The following is a 23,081-nucleotide window of genomic DNA, read 5'->3' as shown; positions in this document are numbered from 1 at the left end:
CCAGTGGACGGGGGCGTAAATGAGGGTTTCTCGGGTCAGGTTGATCAATTTCGCCAATTTCTCGGATGTTGATGTCGAGACGGGGGAAAGTATCGTCATCGTGGGAGAGAACAAGGTTGGCAAGAGCAATTTCATTCGCGGCCTGCAGTTGATCCTTGATCCGGGCTTGTCTGAACGCGATCGACAACTGGGGCTTGAACATTTCTGGGACGGACTTGGCGAAGACAAGGTTGGTGCGACCATTGAGGTCTCTGTGGATCTAACGGACTTCACAAACGATCCCCGGCTGATGGCTCACCTCAACGATTGCGTGATTGATCCTGGCCCACCCATGGTGGCCCGACTCACCTACCGCTTCCAGCCTAAGGCGGGCCTGGGGCGCGCCCCGGAATCGTTGAAGGACTATGAGTATGTGATCTTCGGTGGCAACGATCCCGAAATGCGTATCGGCGGCGCACTTCGCCGGATGTTGCCAATAGATGTTCAGGTAGCCCTGCGTGACGCTGAGAAGGACCTTGCGAGCTGGCGCAATTCGCCATTGAGGCCACTCATTGAGGATCTTGCCGCGTCGTTGGATGATGACGCCCGTGAGGAGATTCAGAATCAGGTCGACCAAGCACAGCGAGAGCTGGCTGGACACGAGGAAGTGGTAGCGACAGCAGAACGGATCAGCGAACGGCTGATCGCAATCGCCGGGGGGCAACATGCTGTCCCGGTATCGCTCGGACTTGCACCTACACGAGTGGATGCATTGCTGCGTAGCCTTCGGCTGCTTATCGACAACGGTGTTCGCGGTGTCGGCGATGCCAGCCTAGGAACGGCGAATCTGATCTTCCTGGCCTTGAAGAGCCTCGAACTCGACCGTCTCGTCTCCGAGGGGGAGCGCGACCACACATTCTTCGTCGTCGAGGAGCCCGAAGCGCACCTGCATCCGCATGTCCAGCGTCTTGTCTATCGCTACTTTCTCGGCACAAGAGCGGAAGATGAGGACGAAGCCCCTCCACTGACGACAATTCTCACTACTCACTCGCCGCATATCGCAAGCGTTACACCGATTAGGTCCATCGTTCTCCTGCGTCATAACGCAACGGACGGGAAAACCGTCGCGGTTTCGACCGCGAACACACCTTTCACACAGAGGGATGAAGACGACCTCCAGCGCTACATCGACGTCACTCGCGGAGAAATATTATTTTCCCGGGGAGTGATTCTGGTTGAAGGGGACGCCGAGCGCTTCATCATTCCCGCGTTCGCCGACGCCCTCGGGATTCCTTTCGACATACTTGGAATCACTGTGTGCTCGGTCGGGGGGACGAACTTCACTCCTTATGTGAAGCTTTTGGGCCCTAAAGGGCTAAATATTCCACATGTAATTTTGACAGATCGCGACCCGGTCAATGGCAAACCTCCACTAGCCCACAGGCGATTAATTAATCTCTTAAACGAGGTCGATGACGAATATGGTTACGATGACCTGGATATAGATGAGGTGCTCAAATACGCCGCAGAGTTTGGATACTTCGTCAACGAGAGCACGCTGGAATCCGACCTATTTGCCGCCGGAATGACCGAGGCGATGAAGTCGGTAATCGAGCAGGAGTTGCCGCTGAGGCAAGTCACCCGGGACGCATTGCAAGAGTGGGTGGATGATCCGGATCAGGTCGATGAAGACCGGCTGCTGAAGTTGATTGAACGGATTGGCAAGGGGAGATTTGCACAGGCACTTGCGCCGTCGGTGTCTGAGGACGTTTGCCCGGCCTACATTCGCTCTGCGCTGGAGCATATCCGCGATGCCGTCGCGTAACGTCGGTACAGCCTACCTGGCGCAGGCTGCCGAGTTGGCTGGAAATCCAGGGCAGTTGGCAGCTTACAACTCTCAAGGACATTGTGTGGTACTCGCTGGTCCCGGGAGCGGTAAGACCAAGACACTCGTCCTAAAGCTCGCCCGCATCCTGGCCGAAGACGTCGAGGCCCCTCGTGGCGTTGCGTGCATCACTTATAGCCAGGAGTGCGCTCGCGAACTCGCTCGCCGAATTGAAAACTTGGGACTTCAGCAGGCACCTAATCTTTTCATTGGTACGGTCCATGGGTTCTGTCTGCGTCATCTCTTGATGCCGTATGGACGCCTGGCCGGCCTGCCCATATCTTTCCCACTTTCGGTAGCCACTCAACGAGTCAGTGATCGGTTGTTGAAGCAAACTGGAGATGCGCTTTTCGGCCAGAACCATCCGTACAAAGTTATTGACCTCGGGCGGCATCGCCGTTCCGTGCTCAATCGAAATAGCGTCGCTTGGCGTAGCGAGGAGGAACTCGCTGCCTGGGCCGAGGCCTACGAGGCCGCTCTGCGCGACGAGGGGCTGATTGACTACGATGACATGGTTGTCTTCGGCCAGCGTTTGATCGCCGAGCACGACTGGGTACTACCTCTGGTTCAGGCAAAATTCCCCGTGCTCGCGGTGGATGAGTACCAGGATTTAGGCGTGGCACTGCATCGCATCGTCAAACGCCTTGCCTTCGACGGGGGTGTCCGACTTTTCGCTGTCGGGGATGCGGATCAGTCGATATATGGATTTACGGGAGCTGATGGCGCGTTGCTCATGGAATTGGCGGCTCGCAGAGACATTGAGCCTGTCCAGCTTCAATTAAATTACCGTTCTGGTGCAGGGATCGTGACTGCGTCAGAGATGGCGCTTGGAGAAGCCCGAGGCTATCAAGCGAGCGATCCTGCGCGACAAACGACCATCGAATTTGTCCTGCGCCCGGGTGGTATGGCGGACCAGGCTGCGCACGCCGTCGCGCAGATCATTCCGGCGGCCTTAGCCTCCAAGCCGGGACGAACACTGGGCGATATCGCGATCCTATACAAAGACTATCGCGCAGGCGATATCGTGGCTGAAGCTGTGGCAACCGGTGGTCTCGATCACATCCGTGTGGATACCGCAGCACCTTACCGCAAGGTTGCCCTAACAAGTTGGGTAGAAGATTGTGCGGCGTGGTGCGCGGGTGGCTGGCGTGTTGGACGCCCACAATTGCGTGGACTACTCGACCGCTATCGCGCATTTCATCGGGCGAGCTTGGACGATTCACAGGCCAAGCGCGAAGAGCAAGAGCTAACCGCCTTGCTATGGGAGCTGCGTGCTGACCAGCAACCTGCGCGAGAATTTGTTGCTTCGCTGCGCAACGGTGTAGTGGATCATCTGCTGGCGGCTGAATTGGCGCTCGCTGATCAGAAGGAGCAACTGGATCGCATGACGGCAGCGCTCGCTGAAGGCGGTGCACTGGCTTCGCTAGACATCACGAGTTTGGGCGGTCGGGACGGTTCGCCCGATCACCTGAATCTGCTGACACTGCATTCCGCAAAGGGCTGTGAGTACGACGTCGTCATCATGGTTGGACTCGACCTCGGAAATCTGCCGTGGCGCAATGAAACTCCAGAGAAGTTGCGCGAAAGTCGCCGGCTCTTCTATGTGGGACTCACACGTGCTCGCGACGAGGTCCACATGCTGTATTCGGGCTTCGTTGATGGCCGCTATGGCCCTATGCGCTTTGGGCGCTCGCCATTCCTTGATGAGCTGGAGGCGCGAATGCGTGCCGCTGGCATTTGAGTGTGAACCCGGGAATCTGGAGTGTCGGTGCTGCGTCGGCGCATGTCGAGCAACACCACAGTCGAGCTACATCTTTGCAGCCAAGCGATTGGCTGCGAAACGCTCGCGCGCGAGTCTGGCGGCGTTATTCATCGAGTCTAGGTTATCGATACACCATAGACCGTTGATGCAAAGAAAGCGCTCACTAAGCACTGCTTCAAGTATGTTTGGAAGGGTTGCGTTGAAGAATCCGGCACCCTTGACCGTTGGGGCCGGATCTAGCTCAAGCATCGCGACCGGCAGGTCAGAAAGGCACGGGCCGAAGTGGCCGGCCGAAGGGAACTTGCCCCCAAACTCGGTGCGCAGACGCTCCTTTCCCATGCTCTTGGTGAGAGTGCTATATCGCTCCTGCCGCAGCAACCAAAGAGACTTGATGCCCGCCTCGCGGTACCGCTCTTGGCGTTTACGGTAGTCACGGAGCGACTGATACGATCTTTGGATCTCGACAGCCAACCTAACCCCATTGCGCTCACCCCAGACATCAGCCTGCCAGCGACCTGCATCACCCGAACCCGGCATTTCAACCGAGGCACGGAATCCAAGATCTTCAAGCACGCTGCGCACAAGTATCTTGGCCGCCAGGTGCCATTGGCTTTCTTCGGAAGTACTGCACGCACCTCCTAGATGCGCGAAGAAGGGGTACCCATTAGCACTAACCTTGGGAATCGCTGGAGCGTTGCAGCAAGGCATCAGCAGATCACCGACGCAGTACGCCCGTTGCAACTCTTCCCACTGCGCCTGAGACATATGCAGTGCGTTGGCTGCACCAGTACCATCTGCATATGCTGCTTCGATCACCATAGCCATAGTGCCTCCTTGAATCTCGGTATTGTCTGATCAGTTTAGCCTTCCCCGCGCTGGGACCGGGGCGGTGATCGAATCCTCCGAGCAGCAATTTCCTAGAAAAATGCCGGCACCCCCGAAAGGATGCCGGCAGACAGCAGATCACGCAGTTACCAATTGCCGGGCCAATGCGACCTCGACGGAATCACCATCCTGGTTCAGGACATCGAGCCCCGATTCGGGTACATCGCCCGAAGTGGACTGCGAGACCATGATCTTCTTGGCCATCAGCTCCAGGCAGGTCATCTGCGAGGAGCCGGCGTAGCCCAGGTAGATCACGCGCACGGACAGCTTCTGCCCGATACGCCAAGAGCGGCGTGCCGCCTGCTGGAGCGAATACACGTTGTAGCCCGACTGCATGAACACGATCGTCGGAAACTCCAACAGGTCCAATCCCGTCTTGACAAGCTCGGGATTGGTGATGAGCACGTCGATGCCACGGTCCAACTGCTCGGCGATCCAGTCCTCGCGGCGGCTGGCATCCACGCTTGCGCGCAGTACCGCCACTTTGAAGCCTTCCTGCTCCAGCAATACCTTCAACCGGCTAGTCGTGTCGCGCGTGCCGGTATAGACCGTGTAGGCCAGAACCTTGCGGCCCTGTGCTTTCTCTTCCCTGCAGATGTCGATCAGCTCACGCTCCTTGGGGCTGATCTCGAACTCGTTGAACTGAGCCGGGACGAACGCCAAGGTATTGCGTGTGCGCGGATGCACCACGGTCTCCGACCGGAAGCAGCAGTCCGGCCAGGCCAGCAGCACGTTGAGGACCACACCCAGCAAGGTTGTATCGCGTCGCGCCAGAGCCTGTTTCAGCTCCGCGGTCAGCCGACCCGCCAAATCGCGGTAGGCCGCGGCTTGCGCCGTGTCCATCGCGACTTCACGGAACTCCTCGTCATACGGTGGCAGAACGTTGCCGCCGATGTCTCTGAGTTTGAGGAAGATCGTGAACGGCAGGATGCAGCGCAGCACGCCCTTGGGGCCGAAGCCCGGAGCTTTGACCGTTCTGACACTGACTTTCGTGCCTTTCGCGGTCTTGTGCGCCGTCCCGGTGCTCTCGGAATAAATGTCCTTCAGGACACCGTGATCGCGCATGAACGCCATCGCGGCCGAGGTCATGCTGCCGCTCGTGGTCGGGCGATAGCCGTCTTCGATCATCCGCCCGGGAAGGGCTCGGAACAGCAGGTAGAACAGATCGTCGCCGTAGCCGCCCATCAACGTGCCGGTCAGCAGTAAGGTCTTGCGAGCCTTCGCCGCCAGCACGCCCATGGCCTGGCCCTGGGCGCTGCCGCCGTTCTTGTACTCGTGGGCCTCGTCGGCGATGAGCAGGTCGAACGTGCCTTGCGGCAGGTAGCGCTTGATGAACTCGGACGGTTGATAGCCGCCCTCGCCAAAACCGAACTCCATGTTGGCCATCGCACGTTCCATGCGCGTGGCTTGACGGTCGGAAAACACCAGCTCGCCGTTGCCGTCCATGAGGTTGATGAACTCATGGATGTTGTCGCCCAGCATCGACGCCAGGAACCCGTCGCCGAACTTCTGCATCAGCTTCTGCGCGGTGACTTCCCCGATCGTCGGGATGCGCTTCAACGCTTTCAGCACGGCCGAGGACTGGTCGCTGCCGGACAGGCTGCGCGGGCGGATCAATGTCCACAGGGGCGCGGCGCAATGGCTGCACTTCCTGCGGTACTCCTCGGCTTCGAGCGCGACCGGGTTGACCGGCTCGCCGTCGAGGTCGGTGATGACCGTGCCGCAGTCAGGGCACGCTGCCACGTCGCCATGGCGGGTGCGCCGCGTGGTGAAGACAGGCTTCCAGTGGAATCCCATCCGCATCCTGACGCGCCCCAGGACAAAGAACTCCTGGCCCGTGGGCTGCACACCCAACTGCTCGCGCAGCTTGATGAGCTTGACCAGCGTGTCCGGGCCGTTGAGCACCCAGACCTTGGCGCCTGCCACCGTCTCCTGGATCTCGCGCCGCCACTTGTAGACCAGGTGCGGTGGAGAAAGAACCAGGGTACGGCGATAGCCTTCGGCGTTGAGCACGGCGGCTGTGGCGATACCAACGGTCGTTTTGCCGCAACCCATCTCGCCGTTGACGATCGCGGCGTGTTCGCCACGGTCGATCAGCAGCTCGGCGGCGGCATGGACGACTTCGGCTTGGGCTTGGAATAGCTTGCGTTTGAGGCTGGCGACGACGAGTTGACGATGCGCCTGCGGCTGGCCGGTATAGACCGGCGGATTGGCGCTGTTGAGGGCGTCGAGCAGTTCGTCGCCGAACTCGCCGACAAAATCCTGAAGGCTCAGGGTCAGAGGGTTGGATTCCGCGTCGAGCAGTTCGCCCTGTACGGGCGTGGCTTCGGCGGTAGTGTTTTCGAGATCGAGGGACATGGTGATGCTCCAAAGAAAATGGGGCATGCACCACCCCCAAAGGGGCAATGGCCTGCCCCAGGGTGGGAAGATCAATCGGCACACGGCCGACGGTGGATGGAAAACGCAGGCGCTGGCGGCCTGCTGGTGAAATGTGCTTAGTCTTCGGACGGCAGCACGATGGATGTGAGATGGCGTTTCGCATCGGTGACGATGCGAATGCGCAGCGCACGATGAATCACGTAGTGCGATTCCAGCAAAGCACCCGATTGAAGTGCGATGCCGTTGGCTTGCCATTGCCCGTCGCTGACGTCCCCCCAGTCGCCACGGACATGGCGACGGAAGTACGGAATCGGGTCAAGACGACCGGCGCGGACCAGGCGGTCGATACCTTCGCTGAGGATGAGTGCACCTACCGGAAACAGCAGGTCCTGGCAGTAGGTTTCGATGTGTCGGGATGCCATGGATTCCTCCTTGATGGATTCATTGAGCCACGACACCCCTGGCGGAGTGAAGTGGCTCCGTCAGGTGACTGGGATGACGATGGGTGACTTCAGATCATGTCGCGCTCTTCGGGAAGCTGGACAACCGTGGTCTGGTGGTCTTCGCTGGTCTTGACGATCAGAACCAGCTCCGGCGTGATCCGGTAGTAGGAGATCATCAGGTTGTCCTGTTGGAGTGCGACGTCGTTGGCCTTGCGGGTGGCCTTGTCGATCTCGCCCCAGTCACCGCGCACATGGCGCTGGACATAGGTCAAGGGGTCGATCAGGCCTTTGCGGGCCAACCAATGCACCTTCTCGCTCAACTTCAGCGAGCCCGGTGCGAACAACGGTTGCTTCTGCGGCGCGGGCCGCTTGAACAGATTTGGGAACATGGTGTTTCTCCTTCGATGTGGTACAGCAGGACAGCAGCGCGTCCGGTGGATTAACGAATGGTCAAGACGTCGCCCCGTGTCGGGGAGCCAGGCGTCATGTCCCACGCGCGGATGACAGGTACGAACTTGTCGGTGAGGATGCGGGTCTCGGCGATGGAGCCGTCTTCGCGTTCGGTGAATTCCCGCTGGAGCGTCTTGTCCTTGTGGGTGTCACCTTTGACGACGAGCACGCGCCCCGTCTTGGAGCGCACAACCCCCGAGATCGCGCCTGCGGCCAGAGCCAGGGCGAGATGCCAGTGGGACAAGGCCCGCGCCGGTGGACGCAGCGACTGCTGCGCGGCCCCCAGGTGCGTGTCCTGCGACGGCCAGAGGCCTTGCAGCCTGCCAACCTCGTCGGCGAACTGCTCGGGCTCCATCGTCACGCGGAAGAAATGCTCCGGCTCGGCCGGACTGGCGGGGACGATGTACGGCAGGAACGGCCATTCGCTCGGCAGTTCGTCAGCTTCGATCTCGCCTTGCCCAACCTGCAGCAGCAGATTGCGCACGGCCTTGACGCCATCCGAGGCCTGCTCGCGCTGGCGCACCCGCCGGCCGAAGATCACAACTTGCTTGAACTGCGTCTCCACCGCTCGGTAGATGCGCAGGTCGGTGTAGTGGCGCGTCAGCCAGCCGACCAGCTCCGCGTCGAGCACGTAGCCGGGGACGATGAAGACCAGCACGCCGCCGTATTGCAGCAACGACAAACTGCGCTGGTAGAACAGTTTTTCGAGGCGGGCACGACCCTGGCCCTGATAGCCGATGTTGCCGTTGACGTCCTTGGACAGGTCGCCATACGGCGGGTTGAGCCAGAGCAGTCCGAACGACTGCTTGGAGACCATCGTGTCCATCAGGTCCGCGTGCAGGCAGTGATCGACCAGGCCGCGGGCATGGCGTGCCCGCTCCGCGTCGAACTCAACGGCGAACGCCTTGGCCTGCTCGCGCCCGAGGGCGTGGGCGGCTTCGGCGATCGCTACGCCTTCGCCGGCGCAGGGATCGAGGATGCACATCGGCCCGTCGCTGGGCATCAGTGCGTTGAGGGCTCTTTCGAGCGTGGGTTCATCAGTCGGGAAATACCCGTTCTTCACGAAATTGCGGGCAAGCCGCGGGAACATGAGGGCCATGGAAGTCTCCTGGTTGGCGGGGATGAAAGACGGAAGCACACCAAGGCGTGCCTCCGAGGGTGGGTCAGGCCGCTACCACTTCCGGCGTCCAGATCTTGGCCGGGTATGGATAGGCGGTGAGCACGTCACTGCGGATCAGGGAGCCCAGCGCCAGGGTCAGCGTCGGCACGTCGATGGCGAGCCGATGGCCTTCCAGCGGCCCGAGGGCGAACGGAAGGCGGCCCAGCATCTCGCGGCTTTGCAGCAGTTCCAGCACGGTCTCGCGCCAGTGGTCGAGCAGCGGCAACGGGCACGTGTCCCGCACCAGCGTCCACAGGCGGTCGAGCCGGTGGGCGCTGTCGCGTGGCAGCAATGCCAGCGCGCTGGCGTTGGCCTTGTCGGGCTTGACGCAGCGCCGGTCGAACAGCCACACGTTGGACAGCGAACCGAACAGCGTTCGCCGGTAGGCGCGCGTGATGCGCTTTTCCAGGCGATCGACGTTGCCGATGAACACCGGGACGCTGCCGCCTTGGTCGGTGATGACGTGAAACTGGTCCAGTCCCTGCTCGTCGCGCCCAAGGGTCAGGCGAGCGAGGAACTGCTGGACGGCGGTGTCCCGCGCCCAGATCGACAGGAAGATCAGGTTGCCCTGGTCGTCGCCGACGCAGGCGTCGGCCATCACATCCGGGCATTCGTCGATGCGGTACAGCGTGGTGGAAGAAGTGTGTGCGGGCATGGTGGTGTCCTCGGATGAACGGGAACAGCACCGCCCGCTGGGGCAAGTGCTGCCCCTGGGGGTGGAAGAAAACCGCTCAGTCCGGCTCGAACTGCCGGGTGTGCGGGTTGAAGTGAAGCACCTCGTCCACCGCGGTGATCGGCGTGAAGCCGTCCAGGTAGATGTTGTTGAGGTACTGGTCGCGGTAGGTCAGTGCCTGCCGCGCCTGTTTCTCGGTGAGGCCGTTGCTGATGAAGTACTCCAGCATCTCCTCGTCGGAGGACACTTCGTCGTTGGACAAACTCCCTTCAACGAGCGCCAGCAGCGAGGGGGAGAGCGCAGCGAGGATCAGGTCCATGTCGGTTCCTCCTGGCTCAGACCATCAGCGTTGCGGCGGGTGCCGTGACAGCCGTGGGTGTGCGTCGCCGAGCGTGGTAGGCGCGAACGCCTGCACGCCATTCGGCAGACTGCTCCGGTGCAAGGTCCAGATAGGACAGCGGGCACGAGTAGTAGTACGGGTGCATGGACTCGTCCAGCGGCTTGTAACCCCACTGGCCGCCGCTGCGTTCAAGCAGATCGCAGCGGATGTAGCGCAGGGATTGGCCCGGCGCGAGATCACGATGTACGCCTTCGACCTTGGCCGTCACTTCCGCGACAGACCAGAGGACGTTGCCGCGCAGCGCGTGGGCGATGACCTTGACGCTGGCGCGCTCGGTCTCTTGCGGTGCGATCAGTTCCGCGATCAGTTCAGACCGCGATTGGGGTGAGAAATACCAGCCCATGAGAGGCCTCCTGGAAAAGTAGAGCCGGAGGCCTCCCCACGGGGAGGGCCTCCCGGCGGGTGATGAAAAGCCGCAGGTGCGGCGAAGGAACCTATGCTTTGCCCTTAGTCCCAGTCGTCATCGTCGCGATCACAACCGGCCGGGCAGTAGCCGAACTCGATCCCATGCGAGCAATAGCCATGCTCCGCATTCCAGTCCTGGGCTTCCTGCCGCTCGGCGGGTGTTGCGTAGTCCCATTCGTGGGCTGCGATTTCCAGGGCCTGAGCTCGCTGGCTTTCCGGCAACCGACTAGCTTGCGCGTCGATCTCCGAACTGAAAAGCGTGACCCAATGATCCCAGGACAGGCCGCAACCACGCTGGGCGTGCTCGGCGGCTGTCTTGCAAACAGCTCGCCATGCGGATTCATCCAGCGCGGAACGGGGTACATCGAAAGCGATGGTGGACATGATGGAGACCTCCAGAAAATGGCCGAGGCCTCCCCCGCAGGGGGAAGGAACCCCGGCGGGTGGATGAAGAACACCGCGGATGCGGCGTCTGCGATCACGCAGGTTGCAGTTCGGCCTGACGGCTCCACTCCTGCGTCTTGAAGTCCAACGCAAAACCCAGTTCGCCCAGGCGGGCGATCTGCGCGCGCAGGGCGCGGCGGTCGATGGTCGAATCCAATTTCACGGACTCGCCCAGCGGCCACAGCAGACCGAACAGAGCGGCGTCGCCATCTTCGGTGCTGCCGGGGGCAGCCGCCGCAGCGGGCGTCGGCGCATCCACACCGAAGGGCGTGGTATCGACCAGAGGATCCGCCGACGCCTGCACGGGTGCGTGCTTGGCGGGCGTGGAGGCCTTGGCAGACTTGGCCGGCGTTGCTGCAGGCTGCGTCCCCAGCTCTTCATCGAGTGGATCGACGTCCTGGGTGGCGAAGCTTCGGGCTTCGTCGCGGCTCAGTTTGTCGATTCCGTTGAGCGTCATTCCGTCCAGGTTGGCGCGGATCTCGAACCGCATGCCGTCGCCGACCGGATAGGACTTCGGGAAGATGTAGCGGATGATGAATTCCCCGTCGTATTTTCCTTCGGGGTACTGCTCCAGCTCCGCATCCTTGACCGCGAACTTGCCGATGGGGGTGACAAGGCGGCCGACGGTGAACGGGCCGTTCTTGCCGCGTATGGTGCGCAGCGTGAGCTGGCCCGGAACAATGATGGGCGATACCGATTGCTCGGGCGCCGATGTGGTTGCCATGTTGGTTCTCCTGATGACGAATAGCGGGCCGCCGACGGCGCCCGGTGGATGAGAGGAAATGGACCTCACCCGAGCTGGGCGAGGTCCGCTTGGCATCACGCCTTGAGCTGGCGCATGCCTTCGGCCAGCAGCCACAACGCCCGGTTCAGGCGCAGGTTCTGGTCGATTCCTTGCACCGGACGGGTGCGTTGATTGCGGCCATTGGCCGAGCGTCCATTCAGTCCCCCTTTGACGAGGTTCTCCTGGACGCGGTTGAAGACGGCCCACAGGTCGTTCTTGCGGTCGTCCCAGCGCCTGGGCGCCAGAAGTTGGCTCTCCGTGACAGGGGTGGACTTGGCCGGGTCGTCGTACTTGAGTGCGAGCGCGGAATTCGCAAAGATTTCCGCTTCGCCCTCATCGAGGGTGATGGTGCGCATCGCATCGCGCGCGTCCTGCACGCGCTCGAAGCCTTCGAGAACCTCGTAGGCACCTTCGATCACCTGGCTTGCCACGTCGCCCTTGTGAGGAACGCGGATGTCGGCGGTGGTGTCACCGCAGACCAGGCCGTTGTGGCAGACGAACCGGAACATGCCGGCAAGCATCTGGTAGCTGCTCGTGCCGTCGTGGCTGTTGAGCAGGATGATCTCGTTCGCCTCGTCGCCGTTGATCTGGCTTGCATGGCGAAGTCGGATGAGATGCTTGGTGTACTCGCGCCGATCCTCGTTGCGCACGCGCGTCTGGCACACCATGAAGGGCTCGAAACCCTCCTGGCGCAACCTGGTCAGCACGACCGAGGTCGGTATGTAGGCATACCGATCGGACCGGCTCCCATGCGGAGCGTCGGCAAAGATCGAGGGAACAACGGCACGAATACGGTCGTCCGAGAGTGGGCGATCGGAGCGCAGGATCGGGGATTGCGGAGCAAAACGGGATGCCAGAGACATGGCTGATCTCCTTTGAGAAATGCGGTAACCGCGCGGTCGTGTGACCACGCGGGACTCGGGGGATGAAAAGACGCAAGCACCTTTGGCGTCTTGGGGACGCGGCGGATGCTAGGGAGGAGAAGCGACAAGGCCCCATGAGGGGCCATGCCGGATCAAAACGAAGCGACCAAGGCCGGCTCCTGCTCCTCGACTTCACCCTCGGGCTCGCGCTCGGCGGACTCGACGGGTAGGTCGGAAACGGCGTCGGCGGCAGTGTCGATGGCGTTGTCGGCTTCGGGCGCGGGTGCGTCCTCCACCGTTGGCGCCTCGGCTTGCGCCTGGCTCATCGGATAGACCTGGGTGCCATCGATCTTGATCAGACCGATGTGGATCAGCGTCGACTCCAGGCTTGCGGCCGGTGCCCCAGCGTGCTCGCCCTTGGTACGGATGTACGGATCGATCTTCATGTCGTTGAGACGGAAGGCGATCAGCACCTTGCGATCCCCTTCGATGGCCTGCACGCATCGGCGAACCAGATGCTCGGCCCCGAGGGTGGCGACGATCGTGTCGAAGTACCGATATTCCGGTTCATCGACAGGTCCGGCCAATGCGGCGATGGAGCATGACAGGAACGGATCGCCATCCTTGGGGGTGACGTCCTTCGGACGGTTGAGGTAGCCGATGCCACGGGTAATCAGCTCGTGCTGCTCGATTGAAGCCAGTTCGGCCCGCTCGATCGGCTCGGCCTTGAGCAGTCGCGCCTTGAGGGACGCGGCGGCCTTGCCCTGGTTTTCGCCCTTGTCGCGGATGTACGCATCGCCCCAAAGGTCGCCGAGGCGGAAGCGCACCAGCGGGCGCTGCTTGGAATCGTCAACGCCGATGTAGCGCTGAACGAGCTTCTTGGCCTCGGCACCCGAGACCTTGACATCGAAGTAGCGGTAGCTGGGGTCCCTGGCGGGGCCGACCAATGCGGCGATGGTGCATGCCAGGAAGGGCTGCGCACGGCGGCCGCCCCTGACGGGCACTTCACGGACACGCTGGATGTAGCCGATGCCCGATGTGTGGAGGTCGAAATACGATTTCTCGTTGGACGTGGTGTTCATGGTGAATCTCCATTGGGAAAAGCGGAGACACACCGAGCCCACGCATGCGGGGAAAGGTGCGTAACCCCGCGGTGGGTTGATAAGGCGAAAGCATCCACCACCAGAGACTGGTGGCCGCTCGCGTATGGATGCGGTGCGAGCTGGCTCGGTCACGCAGTGGAAACTGCGCCGCAACCTCGAAGACCGATGATTGCCTGGCATGTCGCTGACAACGTCAGCAGGCATGGGGTCAGCATGGGCGGCCCTTGCGCGCGCGGCAGCAATCAATTGGCATCCGGGTGTTTCCCTTTGTCCACGCAGCCCGGTTCAGCGCAAGAAAAAGCCCCTCGAAAGGGGCTGGAGATGTCAGGCTTCGTACACGAAATAGTGTTCGCGCTGACGTGGGAAGAACACGTGTTTCCACGTGTCGCCGGTTGTATTGCCACCGTCAAACACGACCATTTCGTAGTCGTCAATGTCGGTGTCCATCAGATCGGCGCTGTCGATATGGCGCATGTGCAGCGTGCCGCTCATGCGCTCGAACACCAGAATCTGGCCGATGGCGTCGTTCTGGCTCATGGCGTTAACGCAGGCTCCAAGCTGATTCTCGAAGTCAGGCGTAGGCGAGATGAGATCGGGGAACATGAGATTGCTCCTATGGAATTGAACCGGCCCAGCTCCTGGTGGGAGGCGGGCTGGCATGTGGGGGATAAAGGGGAAGGCTTGCGCGTCGCGCGTCTGCTAGATCTCGGCCAGTGGCAGGCCCAGTAGCGCGGGTGCGTCAGCGTCTAGGATGAGGATGCGCACATCGGCCTGGCCGGCCAATTCAAGAATGTTCGCCAGGTCGTCAGGCATGCCCTTGTCCCGGTGTTCCTGCCGAAGCTGCTCCGCACTGATGCCCTCGGCATACTCCAGGTTCTTGTCTGTCCAGGGCGTGGAAATCAGCTTGACGCCGATCGCTGGGCTGTATGGAACCCGGAAGGCGATGAACAGAAAGGCCTCCGGTGTCGCAAGGTCCGCTAGGCTGGCCAGGTACTGGCCGGTTTCCTGGCTGATGTGCGCGCTGCTGATTTCCCAGCATCGGCTGTAATAGCCGGTCTCGAAACCCAACCGCTGCACCACGTCTCGCGCGGCCTCGGCCGAATAGGTATCACCGACGTGGACCGGGCGACCGTCCAGGTCGTCGCCATGGATGGCATAAACCACCGCACCCACCACGCCTTCGCCGCTGACGCCTTCAATGGCATCGCATTCGGCCATCAGTTCGGCACTGACAGGCACAGTGCCATTCCTGACCACCGCGAAGTCGCTGGTGACGATGCAGGGGGAAGAAACCAGCTCCTCGTCGGAGAGGTGCTGTTGGCTCGCGTGGATGTTTCGCCACACATGCGGGCTTCCGTCTTCGTAGCTGATGCACAGCGTTCGGACGATTTTCAGATTCCAGTAGCCGCGTACAAAGGGGTTGGGATTCTGGGTCATAGGATTTCTCCAGATTGAATAATGGAGCCAATCCCCGCCACCGGGAACTGGACCCCGGTGGGTTGAAAGTCGAAAAAGCGTCAGGCGGCACTGATCGATGGCTTTGGGCCAATCCGCGCTGGCTGACGGAGGGAAAATTGAGGGACATGGCCTGGTGGGCGCATGTCCCTCATGGGGTGGCGAACGACAAGGTGGTGATATTCCGGAAGCCGGCTCACCAACCGCTGTAGTTCACCAGCAGGTCGGCGATGACCTTGCGGCGTTGCAGATCGAGACCGTCGAAGTCCGACAGTCCTTGGAAGTGGCAGCGTTTGAGCATGGCACCGCCCTCGCGCGCGTTGTAGAAGCTGAACATGGCGGACAGGAACATGCGTTCTCCGCTGCTCAGGACGCCGAGAGCGTCGTTGGCACGCAGCATGTCGGGACGCAGATCCCACTTGCTCTTGGCCTGGTTCAGGCCTTCGCGTGTGCCGTCGCCAAACCATTGCGGGCCAGCGATCTCGACACCGCGCTTCCAGGCCTCGAAGAAGGCTTGGGGCGCGGCGGCGAAATGCTGCTCTTCCCGCATGATCTGATCGACGACTTCCTGTGGCAAAAGCTGGTTCATGACGTGATTCCTCCAGTTGGATCAGGGCGTGGCGAGCTGGGACCAGCCGCCTCTTTCTAGGGCACGTTGAGCCGCGACATAGCTGCGGAAGTACTCGCTGGATTCCCGCGAAACGGGACCTTCGGTATCGCGCGTGCCGATGTAGTGGCCGGCGGCGCTATGCAGGACTTCGAGCGGCAGGAACTTGCCGCAATGGATCAAGGCCAACTGGCCGAAAGAGGCTTGCTGGGACATGGATGGGCTCCTTGGAGAAGCGAGGGCCTTGTCCCTCACGGGATGGCAGCTCCCGCATGCGGTTGAGAAAAAGCATCGGCGTCACGAGGACGCGCGTCCGCAGACTCGATGCGATGGCGGACTGGCGGGTGGCGCGGAGAGAATCCGCGGCAGCCTGGAAACCCTGGCTGCTGGCATGGTGCTGACGGATCAGCGACACATGCAGGCAGCTTCGTGCGCGAGTCGAGCCACGTCAGCCGGAAATCGGCACCTGCTACAGCCCCGATTGGCGAACGTGGAAAAAGAAAGCCCCGCAGCAAGTGCGGGGCTGTCAGGACGGGTAGGAGAAGCTGGATCGATGCCGCTGCACACACTGCCGTACAGCAGTTGCGCGCAATATTGAGGGTGCATGTCATCTCTCCTGTTCGTGTGGCCCAGGCCAATGGCCGGACCGGGACGTTGATGGGCAGGAAAAAGGCGCCGAAGGCCCTGCGGCCTTCGGCTCGGGAGGAAAGAGGAGCCACCCGTGGGCTGATTGGCAGGCCCGGTCGTCGCTAGAACCGTCTGCTCTCAGCAATCACACCCGGCCCATGTCGTGGCTGGGGCCGGCATCGTCTGGCGCACATCCGCGCACAAAGGGAGCCCGTTTTTGCACCGGCGGGCACCGGCACCGATTACCGCTGACCACGAAGGGTCTCCCGGTGGCTCGTGCACGCTGGCAAGCCACCGGGAGACCCTTCGCAGAGGGCGGAAGAAACGCAGATCAACAGAACGCGCGTGGTGCGGCTCGCAGAGAAGCTACCTTCAGGTCCCGCGGCCGGGGACGGCTGGGCGGGACGCGCACACAAATCAAGAAGGCGTTGCGCGCTGGGCGTCCCGCAGGGCATGCGGGACACGGGCCACGCCGCCGAAGGCGGGCACGGCTCACGGGGAACGGGATCGGTCAGGAGCCTTTGCGGCCGCTACGGCGCGGGCGCGAGGCGGCGCGCTTGGAGCTGCCGGATTCGACCGGCAGCGTGCCTTTGCAGTCCGGGTAGCGACTGCACGACCAAAACGGGCCGCTCTTGCTGCTGCGCTGGCGCGTGGGTGCGCCGCACTGCGGGCATGTCGGCCCTTGGGGAGCCTTGATAGACAGGGACGCGTTGCCGTACTGCGCGATCAACTGCGAAATCCATGCGGCCTGCTTGCCGATGAACACATCCAGCGTGAGCTGGCCGGCTTCGATCATGTCGAGCGCTTGTTCCCAGACGGCGGTGGTGCCGGGGTCGGCAATCGCCGCAGGCACGGCATCGATCAAGGTGAAAGCCGCATCCGAGGCGCGGATGGCGCGCCCTTTCTTTACGAGGTAGCCGCGGGCGATCAGGCCGCCGATGATGTTGGCCCGGGTCGCTTCGGTGCCGATGCCGACCGTATCCTTGAGCTTCTGCTTCAGGCGGGGATCGGACACCAGCTTGGCGACGCCTTTCATAGACTTGACCAACTCGCCTTGCGTGTACGGTTTGGGCGGCAGCGTCTTGAGTGCCTTCAGATCGATATCGGCCACCTGACATGCCAGACCTTCGTGCAGCGCCGGTAGCACCTGGGCGCGGGCCGCGGTGTCGCCGTCGCCATCGCCGTCCTCGGACTGCGGCTCGGCCAGCACCTGGCGCCAGCCCGGCGTGACAACCTGCTTGCCCGTGGCCGCAAGGTTCTGCCCACCGCACGAAAGCTTGGCCACAGTATGGTCGAACTCGTGGTGAGGGAGGAACTGCGCTAGGTAATGCGCCCGGATGAGCCTGTACACGGCCAGTTCCTTCTCGCTCATGGCGGAGAGGTTCGCCGGTTCGAGCGTCGGGATGATGCCGTGGTGGGCCGTGACCTTGCCATCGTTCCAGGCGCGCGAGCGCTGCAAACGGTCGAGCTGGCCTATGATCGAGCGCAGCGAGGGATCGGTCTTAAGCAGGCTGTCGAGAACGGTGGTCACTTCGGCAAACATGCTCTCGGGCAGGTAGCCGGAATCCGAGCGGGGGTATGTCGTGGCCTTGTGCGTCTCGTACAGGGCCTGGGCGATCTCCAAGGTTTCCTGCACGTCCAGCCCGAGCTGCTTTGAACACACCTCCTGCAAGGTGCCCAGGTCGAACGGCAGCGGCGGGCCTTCGCGCACGCGCTCGGTCTCAACCGACACTACGTGGGCGCTGCCCGCAGCGCGGATCTGCTGCATGGCCTGCTGTGCGACCGGCTGCTGCAGGCAGCGGCCTGCGTCGTCGGTGCAGGCATTGGGTGGAACCCAGTGCGCGGTGAAAGCCTGGACACCTGCGGACAGGGACACGACGATGGCCCAGTACGGCACGGACACGAAGGCTGCGATCTCGCGGTCGCGGTCCACGACGAGCTTGAGCGTCGGGGTCTGGACGCGGCCGACCGACAGCACGCCGTCGTAGCCGGCCTGCCGCCCCAGCACCGTGAACAACCTACTGAGGTTCATGCCCACCAGCCAATCCGCACGGGATCGCGCCAGCGCCGAGTGGTACATCGGCAGCGTCTCGGCTGAGGGCCGTAGCTTGCCGAGGGCGGCGCGGATGGACGCATCGTTGAGTGCCGACAACCACAGCCGCTCGATGGGGCCGCGGTAGCCGCACAGTTCGATGATCTCGCGGGCGATCAACTCGCCTTCGCGGTCGGCATCGGTGGCGATGACAAGCTGGGTCGCCTTCGCCAGAAGCGCCTTGACGACCTTGAATTGCGTGGCGGTCTTCGGTTTGACCTCGACCCGCCAATGCTGGGGAATGATGGGCAACTGCTCGATGGACCAGCGCTTCAACTGCTCGTCGTAGGCTTCGGGCGTAGCGGCTTCTACGAGATGGCCGATGCACCAGGTGACGGTGACGCCGGAACCGTTGAGACAGCCTTCACCGCGCTGTGTGGCGCCGAGAATCCGGCCAATGTCTTTGCCCTGGGAGGGCTTCTCGCACAAGAACAGCCGCATATCCGTTCATCCGATTCCCATGGTTCATGGAGTTGCTGGGATCGAGGATGCCGAGCACCACCGGGGGCAGCAGCAAACAAGCGGCACGCGGCGGCGACCGCTTTCACGGGATGGAAGGGCTTGTGCGGTAATGGCGAGTGGCCGGAGGTATGCGGTTCGGGAGCGGCGATTCGCGGGAACGCGTGGAAGTCGGTGGACGTTGATGGAGCTATCCCCTGGGGATAGCTCGCGGCGCATGGAGGGCGGCGAAGCGCTGCGGCAGCCGCCCTCCATGCCGGGTCACTTCCGGCGCTTCGTCTCTTTCGGCGCGGTCGATTCCTGGTCGGCCTGCGGCTTCGGTTCTGCCTCCTGTGGCTTCGGGCTGAGGACCACAGACTCGATGCGGTACGGCAAGATGCCTACGCTGCGCGCATTGACTTGCCAGGTCTCGCGTGGCTGATCTTCGTTGTCCGTCCAGGGCTCGCGCTCCATGCGGCCGATGACCAGCACCCGCATACCCTTCTGGTAGAGGCGCTGCCAGTGCTCGGCGTCGCGGTGCCAGATTTCCACCGGCGCCCAGAAGCCGCCACGGTCCTCAAAGGTGCCATCCTTCTTGGGAACGGGGTTGTCGAAATAGACGTTCAGGCGCAGCAGGCGGTTGGGCTCGTCGTTGCCATTGGGGAATTCGCGGTACTCCGGTGGCGAGCCGATATTGCCTTCGCCAGAAAAATGCGTGCTCATGATGTGATCTCCGTGGTGGTTGAAATACCCGTGCCTCATCGGCGCCGGGTGCGTGCTGGGATGTCTGGCGCAATCACCGATCGCGCATTGCGGTTGGGGTGGACTTGAGCCGGCGCAGGTATGCGTTGTCCGCTTCGGCCGCTTTGCTGGCGCATTCCTGCGCCTGCCTGCCCAAGGTGTGCAGCAGGCTGATCTGCATGTTCAACGTGATGCGCTGTAACTCGATCGCGTGCAGGTCGGCCAGCAGGTTGACCGGCGTGCTGGTGCTCGCCACCAGTTCCTGCCACAGCGCCACGCCCATGGCCGAGCGGTCGTGCTTGCGCCAGCGAAGGAACGTCGTTCCCGCGCCAGTTATCTGCTGGGCCAGCTCGACGGGAAGCAGGTGGAAGGGATGCCCGCACGCCTGTGGCAGCACCTGTCGCTGCGCCAGGGCAATCAACTCGTCGCGCATGGCGAAGCACTGGCTGGCCCAGGCCTCGAAGTCCCCTTTACCTTTAAAAGGCTTTAAAAGGCCTTTTAGAGAGGCCGCGTGTTCCAGCCGCATGAAGGCTGGCTGTTCCAGACCACGGAAGTAGCGAGGTTCGCGGTTCGGGTCGCTCATGCCTGTTCGTCCTCGCCGGTGCTGGCCTCGGCCGGATCGGCGGCAGTGCCTTCGTCGCTGGGAGGTGCGGCTGCGGCAGCGCTATCACTGCGCTGTTGCAGGCCGCGGCGCACGACGGGCGGCGCAAACTTCGAGCGGCGAGCGCCTTCGAGCACGTCCTGCGGCAAGTCGCCGAACTTCTCCAGCGCCGCCCGCGCTGCGGCGTTCTTGGCCGCGAAGTCGTCGCGGGTGCATCCCGAGTAGCGGTACTGCTGGGCCAGGCTGAACAGGCTGCGCAGCGTGTGAGCGCCTTCGTTGAGCCACCGCTCCAATGTCGAGCGATCGATCAGCGCGGTGTGATGGGCGAGGATCAGCTTGCGGGCGATGTCGTCATAGTCGGCCAGGAGATAGACCGCGGCAAAGCCGAGCTGCGCGTTCACGAACAAGGGGAGCTTCACCGGTTGCACGTTGAGGTTCTCGCCCAGGCTCAACGCCGCTGGCACGCCGGCCAATGCCTGGTCCACCTGCTCGCGCAGCGATTGCAACGTGGTCTTGGCCTGGTCGAGCTTTTCCTCGATGCGCAACATCCACCAGTCGCTGTACGGGTCATCCTGTTCCGAGCCGCGCTTCATCTTGTTCATCACGGCGATGTAGCCGTTCAGGCCGACGATGCCGGGTCGCCCCTCGGCGGCGGCGCGGCCATGCCAGATGCGCGATGCGTGGTGGGTGTGAAGCGTCAGCGACATCGCGCTGCGCAAAGAGCCGAGATTGAGTTGCAGAGGTTCGTTGGTTGCCATGGTGTCCGCTCGCTTGGGAAAAGGAGCGGTCAGGATCGGCATGCAGCGGAAGGCAGTCAGTCAACAAACCGAAATGAACTGGTCCCCGGTTGTCGTGGTGGTGGCGGCCCGCAATGCGAGCTATCCCCAGGGGATAGCTCCATCAAACGCCACAGAGCGCTGCTCGCGCAGATGGTGGGTGCGCTCAGGAACCGGACGCCACTGCAGCACCGTGGACAGAAGCACCCAGCCTGTGTCTTTCGGTGTTACGCCTTGCATCACATCTATCCCCAGGGGATAGCTCTACTGACGGCCACGGGCGTCTGCTTCACGCCCTTGTCGCTCGTCGCGCTCAGCTACTGCGCAGAAGGTCGCGCAGCCGGTCGATGTGCTGCCGGGCTACCTCGGGCGGAACTACATTGCGCGGTGGCTCAGGCGGTGCATCTCGTGCAGGGGCAGGTGGCGGTGCTGACCCAGCTTGCCTGGCCCATGCGTTGAACTCGCCACGGATGGCACGTTGGATGATGCCGAACAGGTAGCCTGCCGGGTTGCGGATGGTGCTGCCACGACAGCGATCCGCCCATTCGTCCAGCACGGCCTGGCGTAGCGGGGCATCGACCTGCTGCAATGCCACCATGGCGCCGGCCTGCTGTTCATCTTTCAAGCCGAGAAAGCGATCAGGCAGACGAACTCCCGGCATCGCGCGCGCCTGCCCACGCTCACGCGCGGTAGTACGTACTTCATTAATACGACTACTACGTACAGTACGGTCCTGTTTCGGATTCCGAAGAGCGCCGTCTGCTGCGTGTTTTGGCCCTGCTTCGGAATCCGAAGAGGGCCGATCAGAATTCCGAAGAAGGCTCGGCGCCCCTTCTTCGGAATCGTGAACCGTGTCCTCCTGTGGATAACTCTCCTGCGACCCAATGCCTTGGCTTGCGAGGCGTTCGGCAAGGACCTGCAGCCGCGAGGGCAGCATGCGGCCAGACAGCAGCGGGTCTTCGGCGATCTCATTGAGCGTGTGCAAGCCCACGACCTGAACGGCCCTGGCCGAATGGCCCAGGGCTTGGCTGACGAGCTGCAGGTAGTCCGGGTCGAGCTGCATCGCCTCGAACGGGGTCAGGGGCTCATCGTGCAGGACGTAGAGGTTGCCGAGGATGCGCCCGGTCTTGGGGTCGCGCCTGCGGCGCACGAGACTCAACCAGCGCGTCAGGCGCAACAGCGTCAGCGCCCGTGCCACGGTCTCGTGGGAGGCCTGTCCGGCGCAGGGCATTGACGCGAGCCACGGGCGAAGTTGCTCATACGTCGGAAACGCCGTGACGCCATCCTCGTTGAGCATCATCCGGAAGACTTGCCAGGCATTGCGTTCCAGCGGCGTCAGGCGTCGGTCGAGGAACAGCCGTCGCGGCACGCTCTCGTGCCGATTTCCACTGAACAGGAAACCGTCGCCGGTTGCAGACACAGGAGACGTCGCGGATGCGAAGGCGGGAGCCGGTGCTAGTGGGCGAGGTTTCGGTGCAAGGTCTTTCAGCGCGCTGTCGAACAGATCAGCGAGGGCGACCGGACCTTGGCGTGGTGCTCGTGGTGCAGCGTCGTCCACGGCCATGATTCAACCCAGTCCCTGATCGATCCAGTTCTTGATCGCAGCCCAGACCACCGACAGCGGCAGCTCCATGCCTTCGGCGAGGTCCATTGCCGCATCAAGAACCGAGGTCTCATCCTCCAGCTCGACGTTCCTGCTGCTGGTCACGACCTTCCAGCGCCGCCACAGCTCGGTGTCCTGCTCCTCGTCCAGAACCGGATGGCGCCCCTTGCGTTTGGGCAGGCCGAGAACTTCGCGCCGAAGTGCGACTTCCTGATGTGTCAGCCCGTAGAAGCGGCTCACCATTTCGGTACTGGCACCCAGGCGCAGCATGCGATCGACGGTGGCGATCTCCTTCTCCACGTCCTGCGCCTGTTTGAGCAATCGCCGGAGCACTTCCCGGTTCACCGAGACAGAGCACCAGGAGACGTTGGCATTGGCCAGCACGCTGATCAGCGCCGGATGCTTGAGCGCATCCAGCTCTTCCTCGCCGAACCCCATCGCCTTGCAGCGACGCAGTTGCCCGTTGCGTAGGTCGTAGAGTGCCTGCGCGATGACGGCCTGGTTGAGTGGGTTCGGTGCGGACATGC

24 protein-coding genes are annotated in these 23,081 nt (G+C 62.5%); 2 read left to right on the top strand and 22 right to left on the bottom strand.

All coding sequences use genetic code 11. The features are described from left to right. Positions 1-40: 40 nt before the first annotated feature. Positions 41-1,804, top strand: coding sequence for an ATP-dependent endonuclease (locus A7K61_RS07070; RefSeq protein ID WP_134315833.1), 1,764 nt, complete (start codon positions 41-43; stop codon positions 1,802-1,804). After that, positions 1,791-3,605, top strand: coding sequence for an ATP-dependent helicase (locus A7K61_RS07060; RefSeq protein ID WP_020924957.1), 1,815 nt, complete (start codon positions 1,791-1,793; stop codon positions 3,603-3,605). Before A7K61_RS07070 ends, A7K61_RS07060 begins: the two co-directional genes overlap by 14 nt. Positions 3,606-3,671: 66 nt before the next feature. Here the strand turns inward: A7K61_RS07060 and A7K61_RS07055 are convergent, their stop codons facing one another. The 22 genes from A7K61_RS07055 to A7K61_RS06950 all read right to left on the bottom strand — a co-directional run bounded on the left by A7K61_RS07055 (position 3,672) and on the right by A7K61_RS06950 (position 23,079). After that, the gene (locus A7K61_RS07055; RefSeq protein ID WP_017514159.1) at positions 3,672-4,451 is read right to left on the bottom strand and encodes a competence protein CoiA; all 780 of its coding nucleotides are present in this window, start codon (positions 4,449-4,451) and stop codon (positions 3,672-3,674) included. Positions 4,452-4,589: 138 nt separating this feature from the next. Further along, positions 4,590-6,869 (bottom strand): helicase-related protein, encoded by a 2,280-nt coding sequence (locus tag A7K61_RS07050; protein ID WP_011871444.1) that lies wholly within the window; start codon positions 6,867-6,869, stop codon positions 4,590-4,592. 137 nt (positions 6,870-7,006) lie between these two features. Continuing rightward, positions 7,007-7,312 (bottom strand): hypothetical protein, encoded by a 306-nt coding sequence (locus tag A7K61_RS07045; RefSeq protein ID WP_009876590.1) that lies wholly within the window; start codon positions 7,310-7,312, stop codon positions 7,007-7,009. 89 nt (positions 7,313-7,401) lie between these two features. After that, positions 7,402-7,722 carry a hypothetical protein gene (locus A7K61_RS07040; protein WP_009876589.1) on the bottom strand — a complete coding sequence of 107 codons (321 nt, stop codon included), beginning with the start codon at positions 7,720-7,722 and terminating at the stop codon, positions 7,402-7,404. Between the two features lie 50 nt (positions 7,723-7,772). Next, positions 7,773-8,906: a DUF6094 domain-containing protein gene (locus A7K61_RS07035; protein WP_254912368.1), complete on the bottom strand. Its 1,134-nt coding sequence runs from the start codon at positions 8,904-8,906 to the stop codon at positions 7,773-7,775. 40 nt (positions 8,907-8,946) lie between these two features. Beyond that, positions 8,947-9,597, bottom strand: coding sequence for a hypothetical protein (locus tag A7K61_RS07030; protein ID WP_009876587.1), 651 nt, complete (start codon positions 9,595-9,597; stop codon positions 8,947-8,949). A 76-nt stretch (positions 9,598-9,673) separates the two neighbouring features. Continuing rightward, positions 9,674-9,934, bottom strand: coding sequence for a hypothetical protein (locus tag A7K61_RS07025; RefSeq protein ID WP_009876586.1), 261 nt, complete (start codon positions 9,932-9,934; stop codon positions 9,674-9,676). 16 nt (positions 9,935-9,950) lie between these two features. After that, a complete protein-coding gene (locus A7K61_RS07020; RefSeq protein WP_009876585.1) occupies positions 9,951-10,358 on the bottom strand; it encodes a hypothetical protein in 408 nt (135 codons plus the stop codon). 104 nt (positions 10,359-10,462) lie between these two features. Then, positions 10,463-10,804 (bottom strand): hypothetical protein, encoded by a 342-nt coding sequence (locus A7K61_RS07015; protein WP_011871442.1) that lies wholly within the window; start codon positions 10,802-10,804, stop codon positions 10,463-10,465. 94 nt (positions 10,805-10,898) lie between these two features. Beyond that, entirely contained in the window at positions 10,899-11,588 is a 690-nt protein-coding gene (locus tag A7K61_RS07010) for a DUF3275 family protein (protein WP_009876584.1), read from the bottom strand. Positions 11,589-11,683: 95 nt separating this feature from the next. Further along, complete coding sequence (locus A7K61_RS07005; RefSeq protein WP_011871441.1) at positions 11,684-12,511, bottom strand: DUF932 domain-containing protein; 828 nt, start codon at positions 12,509-12,511, stop codon at positions 11,684-11,686. 152 nt (positions 12,512-12,663) lie between these two features. After that, entirely contained in the window at positions 12,664-13,593 is a 930-nt protein-coding gene (locus A7K61_RS07000; protein WP_009876582.1) for a DUF3577 domain-containing protein, read from the bottom strand. Between the two features lie 345 nt (positions 13,594-13,938). Further along, positions 13,939-14,217, bottom strand: coding sequence for a hypothetical protein (locus tag A7K61_RS06995; protein WP_011871439.1), 279 nt, complete (start codon positions 14,215-14,217; stop codon positions 13,939-13,941). 96 nt (positions 14,218-14,313) lie between these two features. Further along, positions 14,314-15,051, bottom strand: coding sequence for a hypothetical protein (locus tag A7K61_RS06990; protein ID WP_009876580.1), 738 nt, complete (start codon positions 15,049-15,051; stop codon positions 14,314-14,316). A 214-nt stretch (positions 15,052-15,265) separates the two neighbouring features. Then, entirely contained in the window at positions 15,266-15,658 is a 393-nt protein-coding gene (locus A7K61_RS06985; RefSeq protein WP_009876579.1) for a hypothetical protein, read from the bottom strand. A gap of 21 nt (positions 15,659-15,679) precedes the next feature. After that, positions 15,680-15,892 (bottom strand): hypothetical protein, encoded by a 213-nt coding sequence (locus A7K61_RS06980; RefSeq protein ID WP_009876578.1) that lies wholly within the window; start codon positions 15,890-15,892, stop codon positions 15,680-15,682. A 922-nt stretch (positions 15,893-16,814) separates the two neighbouring features. After that, a complete protein-coding gene (locus tag A7K61_RS06975) occupies positions 16,815-18,836 on the bottom strand; it encodes a DNA topoisomerase III (protein ID WP_009876577.1) in 2,022 nt (673 codons plus the stop codon). A gap of 279 nt (positions 18,837-19,115) precedes the next feature. Next, positions 19,116-19,556: a single-stranded DNA-binding protein gene (locus A7K61_RS06970; protein ID WP_009876576.1), complete on the bottom strand. Its 441-nt coding sequence runs from the start codon at positions 19,554-19,556 to the stop codon at positions 19,116-19,118. A gap of 73 nt (positions 19,557-19,629) precedes the next feature. Continuing rightward, positions 19,630-20,157 (bottom strand): DUF3158 family protein, encoded by a 528-nt coding sequence (locus tag A7K61_RS06965; RefSeq protein ID WP_011871437.1) that lies wholly within the window; start codon positions 20,155-20,157, stop codon positions 19,630-19,632. Further along, positions 20,154-20,933: a PFL_4669 family integrating conjugative element protein gene (locus tag A7K61_RS06960; protein ID WP_011871436.1), complete on the bottom strand. Its 780-nt coding sequence runs from the start codon at positions 20,931-20,933 to the stop codon at positions 20,154-20,156. Before A7K61_RS06960 ends, A7K61_RS06965 begins: the two co-directional genes overlap by 4 nt. A 331-nt stretch (positions 20,934-21,264) precedes the next feature. Further along, complete coding sequence (locus A7K61_RS06955) at positions 21,265-22,515, bottom strand: STY4528 family pathogenicity island replication protein (protein ID WP_011871435.1); 1,251 nt, start codon at positions 22,513-22,515, stop codon at positions 21,265-21,267. Positions 22,516-22,518: 3 nt separating this feature from the next. Continuing rightward, complete coding sequence (locus A7K61_RS06950) at positions 22,519-23,079, bottom strand: DUF2857 domain-containing protein (protein WP_009876573.1); 561 nt, start codon at positions 23,077-23,079, stop codon at positions 22,519-22,521. Positions 23,080-23,081 lie beyond the last annotated feature (2 nt).

The organism is Pseudomonas sp. AP42, assembly GCF_001728935.1.
In the GTDB taxonomy this organism is placed as follows: Bacteria; Pseudomonadota; Gammaproteobacteria; order Pseudomonadales; family Pseudomonadaceae; genus Aquipseudomonas; species Aquipseudomonas lactis.
The sequence above is the reverse complement of the archived record's forward strand: the minus strand, read 5'-3'. Positions and strand labels throughout refer to the sequence as shown.